Origin of the sequence: Micromonospora alfalfae, from assembly GCF_022230925.1 — a bacterium.
Classification (GTDB): domain Bacteria; phylum Actinomycetota; class Actinomycetes; order Mycobacteriales; family Micromonosporaceae; genus Micromonospora; species Micromonospora alfalfae.
The window spans coordinates 177,800-195,379 of record NZ_JAKKFH010000005.1 but is presented as its reverse complement, the minus strand read 5'-3'; the positions used below and the strand labels follow the sequence as shown (position 1 = coordinate 195,379).

At 70.3% G+C, this 17,580-nt stretch carries 11 protein-coding genes; 7 read left to right on the top strand and 4 right to left on the bottom strand.

Features of this window, described 5'->3' with window-relative positions; genetic code table 11:
* Positions 1–4,294: alpha-(1->3)-arabinofuranosyltransferase (locus MED01_RS04725; protein ID WP_238667314.1), on the bottom strand; the 4,294-nt coding region annotated here is incomplete at its 3' end.
* A gap of 167 nt (positions 4,295–4,461) precedes the next feature.
* Between MED01_RS04725 and MED01_RS04720 the strand changes: the two genes are divergently transcribed.
* Genes MED01_RS04720 through MED01_RS04710 form a run of 3 tightly spaced genes read left to right on the top strand, consistent with a single transcriptional unit; the run spans position 4,462 to position 8,315 of the window.
* Positions 4,462–6,339 (top strand): glycosyltransferase family protein, encoded by a 1,878-nt coding sequence (locus MED01_RS04720; RefSeq protein ID WP_372493583.1) that lies wholly within the window; start codon positions 4,462–4,464, stop codon positions 6,337–6,339.
* Positions 6,340–8,085, top strand: a complete 1,746-nt coding sequence (locus MED01_RS04715) for an MmpA family trehalose lipid delivery protein (protein ID WP_238667312.1) — start codon at positions 6,340–6,342, stop codon at positions 8,083–8,085.
* Between the two features lie 35 nt (positions 8,086–8,120).
* On the top strand, positions 8,121–8,315 hold the full coding sequence (locus MED01_RS04710; RefSeq protein WP_238667311.1) for a hypothetical protein: 195 nt from the start codon (positions 8,121–8,123) through the stop codon (positions 8,313–8,315).
* Here MED01_RS04710 and MED01_RS04705 read toward each other — a convergent pair.
* Complete coding sequence (locus MED01_RS04705) at positions 8,300–9,478, bottom strand: glycosyltransferase family 4 protein (protein WP_238667322.1); 1,179 nt, start codon at positions 9,476–9,478, stop codon at positions 8,300–8,302. The two genes, MED01_RS04710 and MED01_RS04705, sit on opposite strands and share 16 nt — an antisense overlap.
* A 109-nt stretch (positions 9,479–9,587) precedes the next feature.
* Positions 9,588–10,853 carry an acyltransferase family protein gene (locus MED01_RS04700; protein ID WP_238667310.1) on the bottom strand — a complete coding sequence of 422 codons (1,266 nt, stop codon included), beginning with the start codon at positions 10,851–10,853 and terminating at the stop codon, positions 9,588–9,590.
* Positions 10,854–10,964: 111 nt separating this feature from the next.
* Here MED01_RS04700 and pgfA point away from each other — a divergent pair, with 111 nt between their 5' ends.
* The 4 genes from pgfA to MED01_RS04680 all read left to right on the top strand — a co-directional run bounded on the left by pgfA (position 10,965) and on the right by MED01_RS04680 (position 15,738).
* Positions 10,965–12,161: a cell envelope lipid trafficking protein PgfA gene (gene pgfA / locus MED01_RS04695; protein ID WP_238667309.1), complete on the top strand. Its 1,197-nt coding sequence runs from the start codon at positions 10,965–10,967 to the stop codon at positions 12,159–12,161.
* 396 nt (positions 12,162–12,557) lie between these two features.
* Positions 12,558–13,181, top strand: a complete 624-nt coding sequence (locus tag MED01_RS04690) for a DUF6230 family protein (RefSeq protein WP_238667308.1) — start codon at positions 12,558–12,560, stop codon at positions 13,179–13,181.
* Positions 13,182–13,273: 92 nt separating this feature from the next.
* Positions 13,274–14,710: a DUF6114 domain-containing protein gene (locus MED01_RS04685; protein WP_238667307.1), complete on the top strand. Its 1,437-nt coding sequence runs from the start codon at positions 13,274–13,276 to the stop codon at positions 14,708–14,710.
* Between the two features lie 164 nt (positions 14,711–14,874).
* Entirely contained in the window at positions 14,875–15,738 is an 864-nt protein-coding gene (locus tag MED01_RS04680; RefSeq protein ID WP_238667306.1) for a hypothetical protein, read from the top strand.
* A gap of 107 nt (positions 15,739–15,845) precedes the next feature.
* Here MED01_RS04680 and MED01_RS04675 read toward each other — a convergent pair whose 3' ends face one another.
* A complete protein-coding gene (locus MED01_RS04675) occupies positions 15,846–17,516 on the bottom strand; it encodes a DUF885 domain-containing protein (RefSeq protein ID WP_238667305.1) in 1,671 nt (556 codons plus the stop codon).
* Positions 17,517–17,580 lie beyond the last annotated feature (64 nt).

The following is a 17,580-nucleotide window of genomic DNA, read 5'->3' as shown; positions in this document are numbered from 1 at the left end:
GCTCGGCCGGGTACGGATCCGGTCCCTCCGCGACCAGCGCAGCCGCTGCAACGGCTGAGGTCCCGGCGGTTGGAGTGGGCCGGCGTACCGGGCGTCGTCGGGCGGCGGTGGAGAGCCAGAGGGCACCCAGGGCGGCGACGACAGTGAGTTGCACCAACGCGTCGGTGTTCCGCCGCGTCGAGTCGAGGTAGAGCAACCCGGCGAGCAGGACGAGCGTGCCGGGGAGCCAGGTCTCGACGGCCCGGCTGAGCATCCTGGCCCGACGTGGGTCGGCCGGCCACTGCAGGCGACGTGGGCCGGGTACCGCCAGCATGAATCCCGCCGCGACCAGCAGACCGCCGATGAGGCCGCTCCACAGCACAAGCGCGGCGGCCCCGACTGCCAGCAGCGGCAGCGAGCGGGTGACCCGACGTCGGCCGCGTGGTCTGACGGTCGCCGAGGTTCGCCCGGTGGGCTGTCGGGCGGGCACCACAGCGAGCAGGACCACCACCGCGAGCAGGATGCCGCCGAGGAGAAGCCCGAGGCGGTACGGCGTGTCCGGAGCGAAACGCAACAGCACCTCCCCGGAGGCGCCGGCGGGAAGGATCCAGCCCTGCTGCCACCCGTCCACCACCAGTGGCTTCAACGTCCGCCCGCCAATGGTGGCCTGCCAGCCGGTGTTGGTGTTCTCCCGTACGGCGAGCACCCGGTCGACGGGGTGACTGGCCACCCGTACCCGTCGTTCGGTGGCCGCCCAGGATTCGATCTCGGCGGCGCTGGCGGTGGCGGTCGCCGCGGCCGGCGTGGTCGTCTTCGGAACCAGGGCGACCCTGGTGGGTGAGGCCAGCTGGCTCGGGGTGGCGACGACACGGTGCTCCCCGCGGCCCAGGTCAAGCTGCCGGGGCGTGTCCCGGCCGCACGGCGTCACCGGCATCTCGCGCATTTCCAGCAGGTCGCGGAGCGTGCCCCGCAGCGTGGTGGTCACCCGCGCCGCGCCGACCTGGAGCGTCGGCCCCGATCCGCAGGCCAGCGACACCGGTGTGTCGAGGCGCGGTCCGACTGTGGGTGCTCCGGGTAGCACCGTCACCTCGCCGACCGCGACCGGCAACCGCTCGGGCAACCGCAGTTTGTACGGGTCGGTGCTGGTGGCGGACGGCTTGTCGAGGAACTGGATGGTGATCTCGTCGGTCCGCATCGGCGGGTCCAGGCGGAGCAGCCCGTCGTCGCCGAGCAGGCTGCTGCGGAAGCCGTCGTCGCCGACCACGCGAACACTGCCGAGACGGGTGGCGGCTGTCTTGTCGTCGGCCGAGAAGCGGAGCCCGGTGATGGTCTGCGGCTTGAGCCACTTGAGTCGCAGGATCGGCGCCTCGTCGTCGATCGCCGGTGACCAACTGGTGGCCGGGTTCCCGTCGAGCGCCGCCCCGGCCCGGCCGGTCGGGTCGGGCACGGCAGTGGACGAGGCGCTGATCTGCGCCGCGAGGCGCAGCGGCTGCGCGTCGGTCACCAGCTTGTCGAGGGCGTTGTCCAGGTCCGGGCCGGCCGTCGGCCGCGCCCACAGCTTGGCGTCGTACGCGCCGGCGGCTGGCAGGCTCAGGGTCCGGTCGATGGTGGACCCGTCCTCGGAACCACGGATGGCGTCGCTGGAGCAGCGCGGGTGCCCGTCGACGGAGAAGCAGGCCGGCGTGGTGGGTGCCGCGGACACGACGACGGTCGCCGGCCGGTCGGTGACCGGTGCGGTGGGCAGGACCAGGGTGCGGCTGGTCTGGATGCCCGGAATCTTGATCTCCGCGACACCGACCGAGCCGTTTCCGAACGGGCGCAGGTCGTACGCGCTGTCGACCGAGACCCGGACCTCGCGGGTGGCGTGGACGCCGGGCAGTTCGAACACCATGTGGTCGCTGAACTGTTCGATGGTGCTGCTCTCGTACCCGGCGCTGACTGTCACCGTCGTGGGCAGGGCATCGGCCTTCAGGTCGAACCACACCTCGACCCGGGTGACAGTCGTCGGGTTGGCGAGGCCCACCTCGATCCACTGTTGGTCGCTGGGCGAGTACGGCGCGGACTGCCAGGAGGTCGCCGGGTTGCCGTCCATCGCCGCGTACGGCTGGTGTTCGGGGCGGGCACCGCCGGGGGCGTCGACCTGCGAACGGGCGGTGGAGGTGCGGATCGTGTCGATGCCCTCGAAACGGGCGACTGTGGAGTGTTCAGCACCCCAGTCGGGCAGGTAGTCGTGGGCGGGCGCGGTGACGTCGAAGGTGTCGTCGGCGGTCATCGTCTGTGAGGTGTTGTCACGCAGCCCGCCGAACGACACGTCCCGCCTGCGCAGACCGTCGGTCATCGCCACCGGTCCGGCAACGTCGCCGGTCGACGCGTCGCCGGCCAGGACGGTGGGCGCCGAGCCGAGCTGCCCGGACGCGGCGAGGTCGAGCAGTGATTCGGGGCCACCGACCACTGTCGTCACGGCGGCTCTGTCGTAGGCGACCACCGGCTCGACGGGCCTGTCGACCCGGTAGACCTCCAGCGCCCGGACGGGCACGTCGAGTCCGTGGTCGCGGAACTCGTCGGGGGACGACGGCCCTCCGCGCAGGGGGCCGAAGGACGTGACGCGGGTCAGCCCGGGTGAGCGCTCCAGCGCCTGCCGGACCACAGCCGGGCGGGCCGTGTCGGAGCGGCCGTGGTCGAGGTCGGCGCGGAACAGGACGTGACTGATTCCGGATCGGGCCAGCAGGTCCGCCAGGCCGGTCGACCCGGCGCCGGTGGCGAGCGTCGACTCGATCACGTCCAGTAGTCGGATCGTGGTCGGTGGGGTGAAGGGGATGGCGTTGCGTACTGCCCACCGGCTGTTGAGCAGCGGCTGGGTGATCTCGTCGGTGGTGTTGCCCCAGTCGTACGACGGGAAACGCGCCCCGGGTACGACGAGCACCCGCCCGCGTCCCGTGTTCGCGTCGAGCCAGTCGGTGGCGTCGTGCCAGTAGCCGGGCACCTCCTTGACGCTGCCCGGGGTGGCGAGACCACCTGCGAGGGCGGGTGTGGCGACCGCCGTGACGGCGATGATCGCGGCACCTGCGGTCAGCCAGGCTCGCGCGACGGTTCGCTGACGGTGCCGCACGGGCGCGGTGCGCGCCGCCCGGACGGCCAGCCCGATCAGGTGCGCCATGCCCAGGCACACTGGTAGGCGGAGCAGGACGTCGAACTTGTGCACGTTGCGCAGGGGTGCGCCGACGCCGTCGAGGAACTCCCGCTGCGGCCCGGCGAGGATGTTCGGCAGGTCGCCGACGTGCCCGAGACCGACGAGCGCGACGCCGAGCACCAGACCGGTGATGAGGAACCGGCGGTGCGGCATCCCCCGTCGGGACAGCCCGAGCACACCGAGGGCGGCGACCGCCAGGGTGGCGGCGACCAGCACCGCCTCGTTGGCGAGTCGCGCGCCGGACGGGATGGTCGGTCCGAACGGGGAGGCAAGGTAGGCGACCCAGTAGGAGGCACCGCGCAGGGTGGTCACCCCGTCGGTGACGCTGGTGGTGTTTCGGGCGGTCTCGATGTAGTCCAGGAAGGGTGGGCTGTACCGTCCGAGGACCAGCAGCGGAACCAACCACCACGCGGTGGCCAGGGCCACCGCGCCACACCAGGCGGCGATGGCGGTGATCCGGCGGCGTACGGGCTGGACGGTGGCGAGCCAGAGCAGGGCCAGTGGCACCACCGCGAACACGGCGGTGGCGTTGACCCCACCGGCGCAGGCGACGGCGAGGGCCGAGGCGGCGACGGCGCGTCGCAGTCGCGTGCCGGCGGCGAGACCGACAAGTGGAATGAGCACCCAGGGGGCGACGGCGCTGGGCCAGGCTTCCACCGAGGACCAGCCGAGCTGGGTGAGGATGCGCGGTGACAGCGCGAAGGCGACGCCGGCGATCATGCGCCCGGCGGGCGTTCCGATGGTGAGCCGGCCCGCCAGGCGCACCGCCCCCAGGTAGGCGACACAGAAGAGCAGTGCCCACCACAGCCGCTGCACCACCCACGGCGCGAGGCCGGACTCCGACCCGAGCAGGAAGAACGGGCCCATCGGCCAGAGATAGCCGTACGCCTGGTTCTGTAGTTGACCGAACGTGCCGGTGGGATCCCACAGGTGCAGCGAGCGGAGCAGCCACCCGGCCGGGTTGACGTTCAGGTCGACCTTGGTGTCCGGGACGACCTGGCCCGGGGCCTGCTGGAAGGCGAGGGCGGTGAGAGCGATGCAGATGACCAGGTGCCGGAACCGTCGGGCCGTGTGCCGGCTCCGGCTGGACCCCGGAGCGGCGCCACTGGCCACCTCTGCACGCATTTCGGCTCCTGTCTTCACCGGCCGGACGCGCACCTGCAGCCGACGACTGTCGCGCGACGTTATCCGGACCGGGCACGGACGGGCGACCAGGGGCGCTGCGGTGGCGTTATCGGGAGAACGGCCGTCCCCACGGCGTGTAAGCGTGTGGCAGGCTGCCGACCATGTCAATGCCAGAAGCTGAGGCCGAGACGCATCCGGAACGCGTCGCGTCCGACGGCGACGGGCCCGGGCCGATCGGCCGATGGCTCCGCGCCGACCCCGTCCGCGCCGTGGCGATCGCCCTCATCGCGGTGTCCGTCGCCTGGCGCGCCGGCCTCGCCGCCCGTGGCTGGTTCTCGCAGGACGAGTTCGTCATCGCCGCCCAGGTCCTCGACACCGGGCTGGACGCGGACTACCTCCTGCGTACGTTCAACAACCACCTCATGCCGGGCGGCCTGTTGGTGGCGTGGGCGATGGTGCGGGCGGCGGGCTTCGCCACCTGGCCGTGGGTGTTGCTGCTGGCTGTTGGCCAGGCGGCGACCGGGATCGCCGTGTACCGGTTGTTGCGCGATCTGCTCCGGCCCGGCTGGGGTTTGCTCATCCCGCTGTGCCTGTTCGTGTTCAGCCCGCTGACGCTTGAGGTCTCCTCGCTGTGGTTGGTCGGGCTGCTCGTGCTGCCGATGCAGTTGGCGCTGGTCATGGCGGTGACAGCCCAGGTCCGGTACGTGCGGACGGGTCGCCTGCGGCACCTCGTGGCGGTCGCGCTGTGGCTGGTTTTCGGCCTGCTCTTCGACACCAAGTCCCTGCTGATCGTGCCGCTGCTGTTCCTGCTGACCGTCTTCCTTTTCACCTCCGGTGGCGTGTGGCGCAGTCTCGCGGCGGCGATCCGCCGGCACTGGCCGGCCTGGCTGGTGCTCAGCGCGCTGTCGGGGGGATACCTGGCGTTCTACCTGACCCGCCCCTCCGGTGAACTGCGGGACCCGACCTCGGTCGGTCCGGTCCTCAACTTCCTCGGTGACCTGGTCGGCGAGACAGTGGTGCCGGGTCTGCTCGGAGGTCCCTGGCGCTGGACCTACGCCGGTGACGGTCCCCCGCTCGTCGATCCGTACGACATCGCCAAGTGGTTGTCGTGGGCGGTGTTGGCGACGCTCGTCGTGGTCACCGTCCGGCGGCGTCCGTCGGCCGGCCGGGCCTGGCTGTTGCTCACCTCCTACCTCGGCCTGGTCGCCGCGCTGTTCGCCATCACCCGGCTGGGTGGGCCGCTCGGCCCACTGATCGGTGTCGTCCCCCGGTACGTCGCCGACGTGGTGCTGGTCGCCGCGATCTGTGTGGGTGCGGCCCTGCTGGGGATCAAGGACACCGACGAGGACGAGGTGTCGGCGTGGCCGGTGCCGACGGTCCTGCGGGAGCCGGGCGCGTTCGCTGTCGGCCTGGTCTCGATGATCGTCGTCCTGGTGACCATTGGCGTGGGCACCCTGTGGAGCACTGCCCGTTTCGGCGACAACTGGAGTACGAAGTACGGGCGGGACTATCTCGCGACGACGCAGGCTGAGCTGGCCGCTGCGCCGCCGGGCACCGTCTTCTTCGACACCGCGGTCCCGGACCGGGTGATCGCCGGCTACTTCTGGCCGGACAATCTCCAGTCGCACTTCTTCCGCCCGGCCGAGCGTCGACCCACCTTCGTGACGGAGGCCGCGCGCCCGTCGACGTTCGATGATCTTGGCCGGATCCGTCCGGTGGTGGTTCAGGGTCGGAAGATCGTGCCCGGTCCGGTGGACGGTTGCGGACACCTGGCCCAGGGCGGCCGACCCACTCGGATCCCGTTGGACGGGTACCTGGTGGAGTGGCCGTACGTGGTGCACTTCGGCTATCTCAGCTCGGGTGACTCGACAGCGCTGTTCCGGCTCGGGGACGCCACCCGCGAGATCACTCTGCGACGTGGGCTGAACGACCTGTTCTTCCTGTTGGAGGGTGCGGGGGACGCCGTCGAGCTCACCGTCCAAACGCCGGAGGTCGGGGTGTGCACCGAGCTGATCACGGTGGGCCGGGCGGTGCCGGCATCGTGAATGGTTGAGCCGACCGACGGCGTCGAGGCCGCACCGGTTCGGCGGACGCCCGACACGCTGTCGCTGTACGCGGTAGCGGCGGCGGTCACCGTGGTGGTGCTGGCCCCGCTGGCGGCACCCGGCTACGCGTTGCTGTACGACATGGTGTTCGTACCCCGGCAGCCGTTGACCTGGGATCTCGTCGCCCCGGCGCAGAGTCTGCCCCGGGCGGTGCCGATGGACGCGCTGGTCTCGCTGGTCACCCAACTCGTGCCGGGCTGGGCGGTGCAGCGGTTGGCGCTCGCCGGGGCGGTCTTCCTCGCGGCGGTCGGCGCCGGCCGGTTGGTGCCGACCGAACGGCGTGCGGTCCGGCTGTTCGCCGCGTTGGCGTACGCGTGGTCGCCGTACCTCGCCGAGCGGCTGCTGATCGGGCAGTGGGGGCTGCTGCTCGCGTACGCCGCGCTGCCCTGGCTGGTGCGGGCGGCGCTGGACCTGCGGGCCGGGCGCGACGGCGCGCTCGCCCGGGTGGTGCTCGCCGCCGCTCCCGCCGCCATCACGCCGACCGGTGGTCTGATTGCGCTGGGCACGGTGCTGGTGCTGACGTCGGACCGGATGCGCGCGCCCCGGTCGCTGCTGGTGTCGCAGCGGATGCATCCGCACCGGTCCCGGCAGGCGTTGGCCGCGGTCGGAGTGCTCAACGCCCCCTGGGTGGTAGCGGCAGTGGTCACTGGCGCCGGGGGTTCCTCGGACCCGGCGGGGGTGGCGGCGTTCGCGGCGCGTGCGGAGAACTGGGCGGGCCCGCTGGTGGCGCTGGCCGGCACCGGCGGTATCTGGAGCGCGCAGGCCACCCCAGCCAGTCGCGCGACGCCACTGGTGCCGGTGGCGACGGTTGTGCTGCTGATCCTGGCCGGTGTCGGTGCGGGCCTGCTGCGGCGTCGGCTGCCCCCGGGTGGAGCGGTGCGCCTGGCGGTGCTCGCCGGGACCGGTTGTCTGCTCGCCGCCTTCGGGTTGCTCCCCGGCGGGGATGCCGCGTTGCGCTGGGCGGTGGTGCACCTGCCCGGCGCGGGGCTGCTGCGGGATGGGCAGAAGTTCCTGGCACCGTACGCCCTGCTGCTGGTGGTGTGCGCGGCGTTGGGGGCCGAGCGGCTGGTGGCCCGGATCGACCGGGAGGTGGCCGGGGTGATCCTGGTCGGGCTGCTGTTCCTGCCGGTGGCGGTCCTGCCGGACCTGGCATTCGGCGGTGCCGGTCGGCTTCGTCCGGTGAGCTATCCGGCGGAGTGGCAGCGGGTGGCCGAGCACATCGAGGAGGAGCCGGGGGAGATCCTCTCGTTGCCGCTGAGCGCCTACCGGGCGTACCCGTGGAACCCTGGTCGGGTTGTTCTGGACCCGGCGCCGCGCCACCTGCCGGGGACGGTGCTGACCGACGACACGCTCCGGGTCGGCGACGTCGCCGTGGCCGGTGAGAACCCGCGCGTCCGCGAGATACGCCGGGCGCTGGCCGAGGGGCGGCCGGTCTGGACCACCGGCGTGCGCTGGGTCCTGGTGCAGCACGAGGTCTCCGGCGAGGTGGATCCTCAGGTACTCGGCGGCCTCGAGCGCGTCCACGACGGACAGTTCCTGACGCTGTACCGCAACCCGGAGACCGTGCTGCAACCGGGCGGGTCCGGACTGGCCCGACTGGCGGTGGTGGCGGCCCTCAGCGCTGCCCTTCTGGTGGTCATCGCTGCCGCCGTTTCGGCACTACACCGGCGAGCTACCGCGTGGTAACGTCCGCTCGCACGTCTCGCCATTGGAGGATTGGCATGCGTAGAGCTCTGACCCTGGTCGTGTCTGGCCTGGTGGCGGCGTTGCTGGGGATCCTGGCTCTCGGCGGGATCTCGGCCGCCGCGACCGCCACCGACGAGGAGGCCGCAAAGGAGGCCAAGCTCGTCACGGAGGCGGCCAAGCGGGCCGGTAAGAAGGACCCGTACGCCCCAGCGGTTTACGGCGACAGGTAGGACGGCTCGCCCCGCTGCTGCACTGGGCGGGGCGACTCCACACCGGTGAGGATCGCCTCGAAGCGCCCACCCGCGGCCTGCCAGGTGAAGCTGGCGGCGTGCTCCCGGGCCTGGGCGCCCATCTCCCGCCGCAGCTCATCCCGGTGCAGAAGCGTGCGCACCTTCATCAGGTAGTCGTCGATGTCGTCGGCCAGCAGGCCGGTACGCCCGTCGACGACAGCTTCGGCGACTCCGCCCGCTCCCCGGAACGCCACAGTCGGGGTGCCCGCCGAACCCGCCTCCACGATCGTGAGGCCCCAGCCCTCCTTGAGCGACGGGGTCAGGGCCACCCAGGCCGAGGCGAGCAGGGCGGCCTTCTCCTCCTCGGTCACGAAGCCTCGGAAGTCCACCCGCTCGGTGATGTCCAGCTCCGCGGCGAGTTCACGCAGGTGCGACTCCCACCAGCCCTGGCCGGCGACGATCAGACGTAGTTGGGGCAGTTCGTCGGCGAGGGCCGCGACGGCCCGCAGCGCCACCTCCACCCGCTTGTGCGGCACCAGACGGTTCAGCGTCACGAGCAGCGGGAACGTCGCCCGTTCGGCGTCGGTGCGGGGCAGCGTCGGGGTGCCGTTGTGCACCACGGAGACCTGCTCCGGCGGCACTCCGAGCTCTGCCAACTCCCGGCGGGTCGCCTCGGAGACGGTGACGTACCGGCACCGCTGGTAGACGCGTACGGCGAGCGACGATTCGACCCACCAGCCGAACCGGGCCGCCCACTGTGGAAGCACAACGGGCCACTGCTCGCGGTGCACGTGGTGGATCAGCTTGACCACCGGGCGTCGTGCCCACAGCGGGGAGAGGAAGGGCAACCCGTTGCAGACGTCGACCAGGACGTCGGGCCGGCCGCCGCGGCGGGCCGCCAGCGGGCCGATGCCCAGCGCGCCCGCGACGTAACAGAGTGCCGCCCAGAGGTAGACGCTGTGTCGGCCGCCGCGCCGTACCAGCCGTACGCCCGTCTCGTTGACCTCGTCGGCGGGAGCCTGGCTGTGGGCGGCGCAGAAGAGAGTGGCACGGAATCCGCGCGCGACCAGTTCGGCGGCGATCCGTTCGACGTACACCTCGGAACCGCCGCCCTCGGGGTTGCGGGTGTCTCGCCAGTTGAGGAACAACACGTGTCCGGGCATGCCGAAGCGACGCTCCACGCGAACCCTACTCTCAAGTAATTTAGCGACCCGCGTCACATTAGGGGCTGGTGTGCCGGCCGGCAATGCCCCGATGGGCCAACGCTGGGCGCTACCCGCCGACGGTGGGCACCGGAGTGCCAGCCGCGACGGTCGGCGGCGTGGTGGCCGGTGCGGCCACGTCGGCGGCGGGAGTCCCGGGCGTCTGCCCACGCCCTGCGGATCGGCGTCGACCCTGCGACCCGAGCAGTTGCAGGGGCCGCTCGACGCCGTAGTAGCTGACCGCTGCGTACACCAGGCCGAAGGCCATGGTGAGGGCGAAGGTGTTGAGCAGCCCGCCGGTGAACAGCTGTCGGTCGCCGACAAGGTAGATGAGTTCGATGACCATGGGGTGCCACAGGAACAGCCCGTACGAGACTGCGCCGAGCCACCGGGCGGACGAGCTGCCGAAGATCTCCTTGGCCCGGCTCGGCCCGCCGAAGGCCACCGGGATCAGGATCAGCGCCGCGATCACGAGGTAGAGGGCCAGCTTGACGCCGAACTCGGCGGCCGTCGGCCTGCTGAGGTCGCGGGGGCCGGCGACGGGCGTCGTCGCGATCGCCATCAGGCCGACGGCGGCAGCCCAGCAGGTGACCGGCGCCGAGGCCAGGTCGTCAAGGACCCGGAAAGTCGCGGGCGCCGTCCCGGTGCGCAGGGCGACGTGCGCCGCCGCCAGTGCCATGCCGGCGCCGAACCATGCGGCGTACGAGGGGAACCACATGGTGTGCAGGGCGGTGTCGAGCCAGCCCAGCCCCATCAGGGTGAGCCACCCGGCGGTCACCAGCACACTTCCGCTGACGATCACGATGGTCCGGACAGGACGCCAGGACCGGCCGACGGCGAGCACGGCGACCAGCGGCAGGATCAGGTAGAACACGACCTCGGTGGCGAGGCTCCAGGTCTGGCTGAGCCCGGCGCGCAGCTGCCCGGCCTGGTAGATCTGGGTGAAGGTGAGGTGGCGGATCCAGTCGCCGCCGGACGCCTGCCCGTTCTGCGGCAGGACGATCAGGCAGACCACTGTCGCCAACCAGTAGGCGGGCAGGATGCGCACTGCTCGCCGCCACAGGTAACGCTCGGCGCGGGGTCGCTTACGGCCCGTCGCGGCGTTGAGCGCCCACGGCCGAAACAGCAGAAACCCGGACAGTACGAAGAAGATGGCGACGCCGACGTCCAGTCGAGCCAGCCAGCCGCCCCAGGTGGTGTTCATGGTGACGGCGGTCTGGAACCCGACGTGGTGACCGACGACCGCAACCGCGCCGATTGCTCGCAGCGCGTCGAGGGCGGGAAGTCGGCCGGTTGCCGAAGGCTCCGAAACTGTTGGCGCGGCGGCTGTGGACATCTGGACATCCAGGGGGTCGCTTTGAAGGTGACCGGGGAGTAACCTCCCGCCATGTTAAGGATCGGGTGCCCCGGACAACAGGTCGTAGGGCGGCAGGTTACAGGAGGATGAGTGAAGCTTCGCGTGGGCGCCGCGCTCTTCGGGCTTGGCGTCTTATTGCTGGTCTTCGCGGCCGGGCTGCCGTTTTACGTGGCCCCCGCCGTGACCAAGCTCCCCTACGATCTTGAGCCAACGACGTCCGTCGCCGAGGCGAAGAACGCCAGGTTCCTGAAGATCACGGCCACCGGCAGCTCGGTGAGCATCGAGGTTCCGCAGGGCGACCTGGTGTCCAACGTGGAGGTCATCCCACAGCCCGACGACACCAAGGATCGGCTGCCCGCGGACCTCAAGGGTGACGCGGTGATCTGGGACGTCTACCAGACGGTCCGGCGCACCGACAACCAGGACGTGGTCAGCCAGTACAGCACCGAACTCGCTCTCTACCGGATCTCCGGTGCGGCCGCCTCGTGGAAGGACCAGTGGCTCAACGAGACCGGGGCGGACGGGACTCCGGTCGGCAACGTGAAGTACACCGGCCAGATCTACAAGTTCCCGTTCGGCACTGCCAAGCGCGACTACCAGGTTTTCGACCGTGACCTGAAGCGGGCTGTCCCGGCCAAGTTCGTCGGCACCGAGAAGATCAAGGGCATCGAGGCGTACCGCTTCGAGCAGCGGATCGAGAACGAGGTGCTGGCCACCCCGGAGAGCAGCATCCAGACGCTGGTCGGCAAGTTCGCGCCGGGTGCCACCAACGGCCAGATCGTCTACAGCAACATCCGTACGCTCTGGGTCGACCCGGTCACCGGCTCCTACGTGAACGTGCGGGAGCAGCAGCACAAGGAGTTGCGCCCTGACACCGGCACCCCGACTGTGCTGTTGGACGCGGACTTCAACTACACCGACGACACGGTCGGCCGCAGTGTGGAGACGGTCAAGGAAAACCGCTTCAAGATCGGCCTGATCAGTTTCTGGGGCCCGATCGTCGCTGGTGTCCTCGGTCTGATCGCTGTCGTCTTCGGTGTGTGGCTGGTGACCCGACCCGAGGGTGGGACGGCCCGGCACCGCGCCGAGCCGGCGGTCGACGACCCGACGCCGACCCGGGTGGACCAGGAGCCGGTGCGCGACACGGACACCGTCGAGCAGCCAAGGCCGCAGCCGGTCGGCGGGCCACTGACCGACGAGATCCCGCCGGCTTCGACCAACTGGAAGTCGGAGGATCCGACCGTGCCGACCCAGCGTCCGGCTCCGGGCGAGGTGGAGCAGCGCTGACGCGCGTACGACAGGACGTACGACCGAGGGGTGGACCGCGACGCGGTCCGCCCCTCGACCTGTGTGACAACCCGTACGACCTGCGTGCTTTACATTTGTTATTCGATTGTAATTAGTCAATGCAGCGTCACGTTGCGCTGATCGATCTGCCGCATCGCGCCCAGCTTGTGGACATATAGGAGTGTTGCGAAGGCGAATCCGCTCACCTTCCGTGATGTCCCACCTCCGCGGTGTCGGCCGACTGTTACCGCTCGGTAATCGGGGGGTTGTGACCTGTGCCGCAACGGGTGCACCATCAAGCCCGATGGTTACCAGCCGGTAACAGAACGCGGGCTCCCAGCGCGGGCCGCCCGCTCGGTACCGGCCACTCGCGCGCATCGACCCGAGGAGGAACCCGTGCAGGATCGGATAGACAGTCAGGGTCGTACCCGATGGTGGCGTTTCGCCGCCATGATGGTGCCCGCCACGGCGGCTGCCGGCGCCATCCTCTTCGGAATGTCGACCGGCGCGATCGCGTCCGACATCACTGTCTCCGGGCAGACGTTCAAGATCGGCGCCGACCGCCTGGAGGGCGACGGCTTCAAGCAGTACGGCGGCATCGTCCGCGAGAAGGGCACCGACGGGAAGTCCGGCAAGGTCCACCCGATCGCGCTCTCCGAGATCAGCAGCGCCGAGTTGTACAGCCTCTGCCAGTCGGTCCGCGCCGACCTGCCGGGCCTGCCTGTGGTGCTCACCATCAACGCCGGCGAGGGCAAGGAACCCGCCCGCGCCAAGGACCTGCTGATCGCGATGGACTCGTTGAACGGCAACGCGACCTTCACCAACATCAGGATCGGTCGGGACGCCACCGACCTGAACCCGACGGCTCAGGCCGGCTCGTTCGGCCAGAACTCCGACCACGTCACCATCACCAACCTGCAACAGGTGTCCCGCTACACCACGGCGGCCACGTTCAACCTGGTCGGCCTCCGACTCAAGGTCAACGTGGGTGACGACGCCAAGGGCAAGGAGTGCTTCTGAGCTGAGCCGAGGCCCGCGGTGGTCAGCACCGCGGGCCGGGCCCATGCCCCCATCCCCGCTCGGTCCCGTCCCCGCTCGGCCAGGAGGAGTACGTGACAACCGCGAACCCGTCCCACGCCCGGCCCGGTGGTCCGGCTCAGGCGTGGCGGACCTTCCGCCGCTGGCAGCGCAGCCGGCCGTTCTGGGGCGGGCTGCTCATCGCCCTGGCCGGACTGGAGATGTTCGCCTCCACCCGGATGACCCTCAACGGCCTCAGCTTCCACAGCGGTGCGACCGGCCTGCTCTCGCTACTGATCCCGATCATCCTGGTGACCTGTGGCCTGCTGCTCTGGTTCACCCCGGCACAGCGGCTGTTCTACTCGGTCGTCGCGGCGGTCACCGCTGTGTACTCGCTGATCGGGCTCAACCTGGGCGGCTTCTTCGTCGGCCTGCTGCTCGGCATCGTCGGCAGCGCGCTCGCCTTCGCCTGGACGCCGATCCACCCCACACCACCCACCCCGCCGCCGACCGAGATCGAGCAGCACGACGATGACCAGGGCAACGACGACCAGGGCAGTGCCGGCGAGGGCGCTGCCGTGCGGGTCGATCATCCGGGGGTCGGAGCCTCCGACGAGGGTGCGCCGCCCGAGTGGCCGGGGCGTTCCGCTGATCCGCGAGCCTTCGCCATCGCTCTCGTGGTCCTCGGCCTGGCGGCCGTCGGCCTGACCGCCCAGCCCCGAGCGGTGCAGGCCGCACCGAATCGACAGGCCCCGACCGGCTGTCCCACCCCGCCCCGGGCCGTCACCCCGTCGCCCGGTCGCAGCACCGCCACGCCGACGCCCACCCCGAGCCCGACGCGGGGCGGCAACGTGATCACCGACATCCTGGACGGGATCGGGGACCTGCTCGGCATCGGAGACCAGGCGGACCCCGCGCCCTCGGTGCGTCCCACCGGCACGCCGACAGCCCGGCCGACCAGCACGGCGACGCCCCGCCCCGGCCCCGCCGACTGTCCGTCGCAGCCCCCGGGCAAGCCGACCCCTGGCAAGCCCGGCAAACCGGCACCCGAGCGGCCGGCAACGGTGCAGCCAGGCAAACTCCTGCCGCGCATCGTCGCCGATCCGGCCCTGCCGACGGTGGCCCAGACGCCGTCGAAGCTCACCGGGTCGTCGGTGCGGATGACCGGGCTGCGGTTCGACGGGGTCACTGACCTGCACACCGTGAAGGGCGACCTCAAGGTGCTGAAGTTCAGCATGCGGGAGGCGGTGACCGCCGACTTCCTGCTGCGGGCCGACGGCCCCGCAGGGCGCAACCAGCGGTACGCGACCAACCAGCTGACCGTCCGGGGAGACGTGGCCTTCTACGCGACCCGGTTCGTCGGCCGACTGCTCGGCATCAAGATCACTCTGACCCCGGATCTGCCGCTACCGGACGGCCTTCCGATCACCTCGCCCATCCCGATCACGTTCACCGACCCCACCATCGACCTGGCGTACGTCACCAGCGACACGCTCACCGCCCGCCCGGCGCTGGCACTCACCCTCGGCTGAGCGCACGACAGTGGGCGCAGCCTCGGGTGGCGCGCATGCGGGCCATCTGGTGGGGCTTGCGCGGCTACCGCTGGACGACACCAGAGACGAGCGTCGAAACAGGCTGTCCAGCAGGGCCCTCGCGTCGATACGCTGTCCTGTTCCGACAGGAGGAGGACCACCGGGTGGCGAAGGTTATTTTCTTTGACGACGGACCTTTTGGTTACTTCGGCGAGGTCTCACACGCCAGCGCTATTCCGCTATCCTCTGAGATCTCCGCCGAGCAGTACCTGAGCTTCGCCCACGAAGATTTCAAGTCGGGTCAGGAGCGGGGCCTCGTAAATGCGATGGGAAATGCCAAGAGGGCGCTGCACCTTGCGATTGACACCCTGCTGCACAACTACGGACTGCTCGCGCTGAACAAGCGGTGCGACTTCGGACAGAAGCTACGCCTGCTCGACGAGTGCGGACTGATCTCGCTGAGCATATTTCGGAAGCTGAACGTCGAGCGCAACGTGATGGAACACGAATACCGCGTTCCAAGCAAGGAGACGGTGAGTGATGCCATCGACGTCTGCCAACTACTCCTGCTGGCGGTCGAACGCCTATGTCAAGAAGTGCCCCTGGAGGGGACGGTCGGAGTCCGAGAATCCGGCAAGCATGGCCTTTTCAGGCTCGACCGCGCGGCAGGGCGGCTGACCATAAGCGAGTTCATGGAGCCCGCCTTGATGACAAGCCGACCGTTTGGCGAAGACATTGCCTATGTGCTCCCCACATTCTACGGCACCACGCGAACCCCGCCGGCTGAAGTGTTGGCCGAGGAACCGTTTTTCTCCCTGCCGCTCCAGGCGAAGCAGATTGGCGTCTGGGGCAGCTACCTGCGACTGGTGGTCGAGTTGAGGGAGTCATTCCTCCGAGATTCGCTCGGGAAGCTCAACCAGGACACCTACACTCTCGGCATCACATTTCCGGCGGACGACCTGCCCAGCGTATCGGAATTTCTGTCGTACCTACAGAAAAGAGAACGGGGGTCGCTGGCTGAAGCGTGAAGAGGCGCTTGCTCGCCCGCATTTCCGCGCCAGCAGCCTCGGCTCGGGGCGTGGCTGCGCGCGGCGACGGACTCGTCGTACCGTCGGCGCGCGCAGCCACCGCCCGGTCAGAGCCGGGCCAGCGCCCGGCGCAGCGGGTCGAGACCCAGGGCACCCAGGTCCAACGCCTGCCGGTGGAACTCCCGCAGGTCGAAGTCGGCGCCCTTGCGGGCCTTGGCGTCCTCGCGGGCCTGGAGCCAGATCCGCTCACCCACCTTGTACGAGGGCGCCTGTCCCGGCCAACCCAGGTAGCGGTTCAGCTCGAAGCGCAGGTTCTCGTCCGGAACCCGGCAGTGTGCCCGCATGAACTCCCAGCCCAGCTCGGGCGTCCACCGCTCGCCCGGGTGGAAACCGAACGGATTGTCCTTCGGGATCTCCAGCTCCAGGTGCATGCCGATGTCCACGATCACCCGTGCCGCGCGCATCGCCTGGCCGTCGAGCATGCCCAGCTTGTCGCCCGGATCGTCCAGGTAGCCCAGCTCGTCCATCAGCCGCTCCGAGTAGAGCGCCCAGCCTTCGCCGTGCCCGGAGACCCAGCAGAGCAGCCGCTGCCAACGGTTGAGCAGGTCGGCCCGGACGGCGGTCTGCGCCACCTGAAGATGGTGACCCGGCACGCCCTCGTGGTAGACCGTTGTCACCTCGCGCCAGGTGGAGAAGTCGCTGATGCCCTGCGGCACCGCCCACCACATCCGACCCGGGCGGGAGAAGTCCTCACTGGGGCCGGTGTAGTAGATGGCACCGTCGCTGGTCGGGGCGAGGCAGCACTCGATGCGGCGGACCTGCTCCGGGATGTCGAAGTGGGTGCCGTGCAGCTCGGTGATCGCCTTGTCGGCCAGCGCCTGCATCCAGTCCCGGAATGCCTCCTTGCCCTGGATGGTCCGGGCGGGGTCGGCGTCCAGGGTGGCCACTGCCTCGTCGACTGTGGCACCGGAGCCGGCGATGCGCCCCGCCACGACCCGCATCTCCGCCTCCAGGCGGGCCAGCTCCGCGAAGCCCCAGGCGTACGTCTCGTCCAGGTCGACCTTGGCGCCGAGGAAGTACTGCGAGGCGAGCTCGTAGCGCTCCCGGCCGGCGGCCTGCTTGTCCCGCCCGTGCGGGGCCAGCTCACTACGCAGGAACTGGCCGAACTCGGCTGTCGCCGCTGTCGCCGCAGCCGCACCCCGACGCAGCTCCGAGCCGAGGGTGCCCGCCGCCCCGAGCCGCTCGACCAGCCCGTGGAAGAAGTTGTCACCGGTCGGGTCGACCCAGATGTCGCACTGCTTGGCCACCTCGACCAGCTGCACCTTCGAGCTGACCTCACCGGCGGCGAGCGCCTCGCGCAGTGTGGTCTTGTAGCCCTCCAGCGCGGCGCCGAAGCCGTTGAGCCGGGCGGCGATGTTGGCCTGATCGTCGCTGGTCGCGGTGGGCATCAGGTCGAACACCATGCGGATCTCGTGCAGCCCGCTGGTGATCACGCTGACCTCGCTGGTCACCTCACCGGCGTCGTACCGGGCGAGGTCCAGGCCGAGTCGTTCCTGCATGGCCTCCTTGGCGGTCCGTTCCGATTCGGTCTCCGGCTCGGTCACCTCCAGCTCGGCGAGGGTCCGGCGGGTGAGGTCCGCGCGTGCCCCGTAGCCGTCGGGCGAGAGGTCGTCGAGCTGGTCGTCATGGCCGGCGATGCCGACGAAGGTGGCGCCGGTGGGGCTCAACGGCGCCCACTCGGCCACGTAGCGGTTGGCGAGTTCATCAATTCGTCCCACGCTGCGACCCTACGTGACCACGCCGCCCCCGTGTCGCCGACGTTTGTCGTGTTGGAGCTGCGGG

Bases quoted from the DNA above. Each gene is read 5' to 3' on its own strand.
- MED01_RS04700 (WP_238667310.1), bottom strand. From the start codon at position 10,853: ATGTCCACAGCCGCCGCGCCAACAGTTTCGGAGCCTTCGGCAACCGGC.
- MED01_RS04710 (WP_238667311.1), top strand. From the start codon at position 8,121: ATGCGTAGAGCTCTGACCCTGGTCGTGTCTGGCCTGGTGGCGGCGTTG.
- MED01_RS04715 (WP_238667312.1), top strand. From the start codon at position 6,340: ATGGTTGAGCCGACCGACGGCGTCGAGGCCGCACCGGTTCGGCGGACG.
- MED01_RS04720 (WP_372493583.1), top strand. From the start codon at position 4,462: ATGCCAGAAGCTGAGGCCGAGACGCATCCGGAACGCGTCGCGTCCGAC.
- MED01_RS04705 (WP_238667322.1), bottom strand. From the start codon at position 9,478: ATGCCCGGACACGTGTTGTTCCTCAACTGGCGAGACACCCGCAACCCC.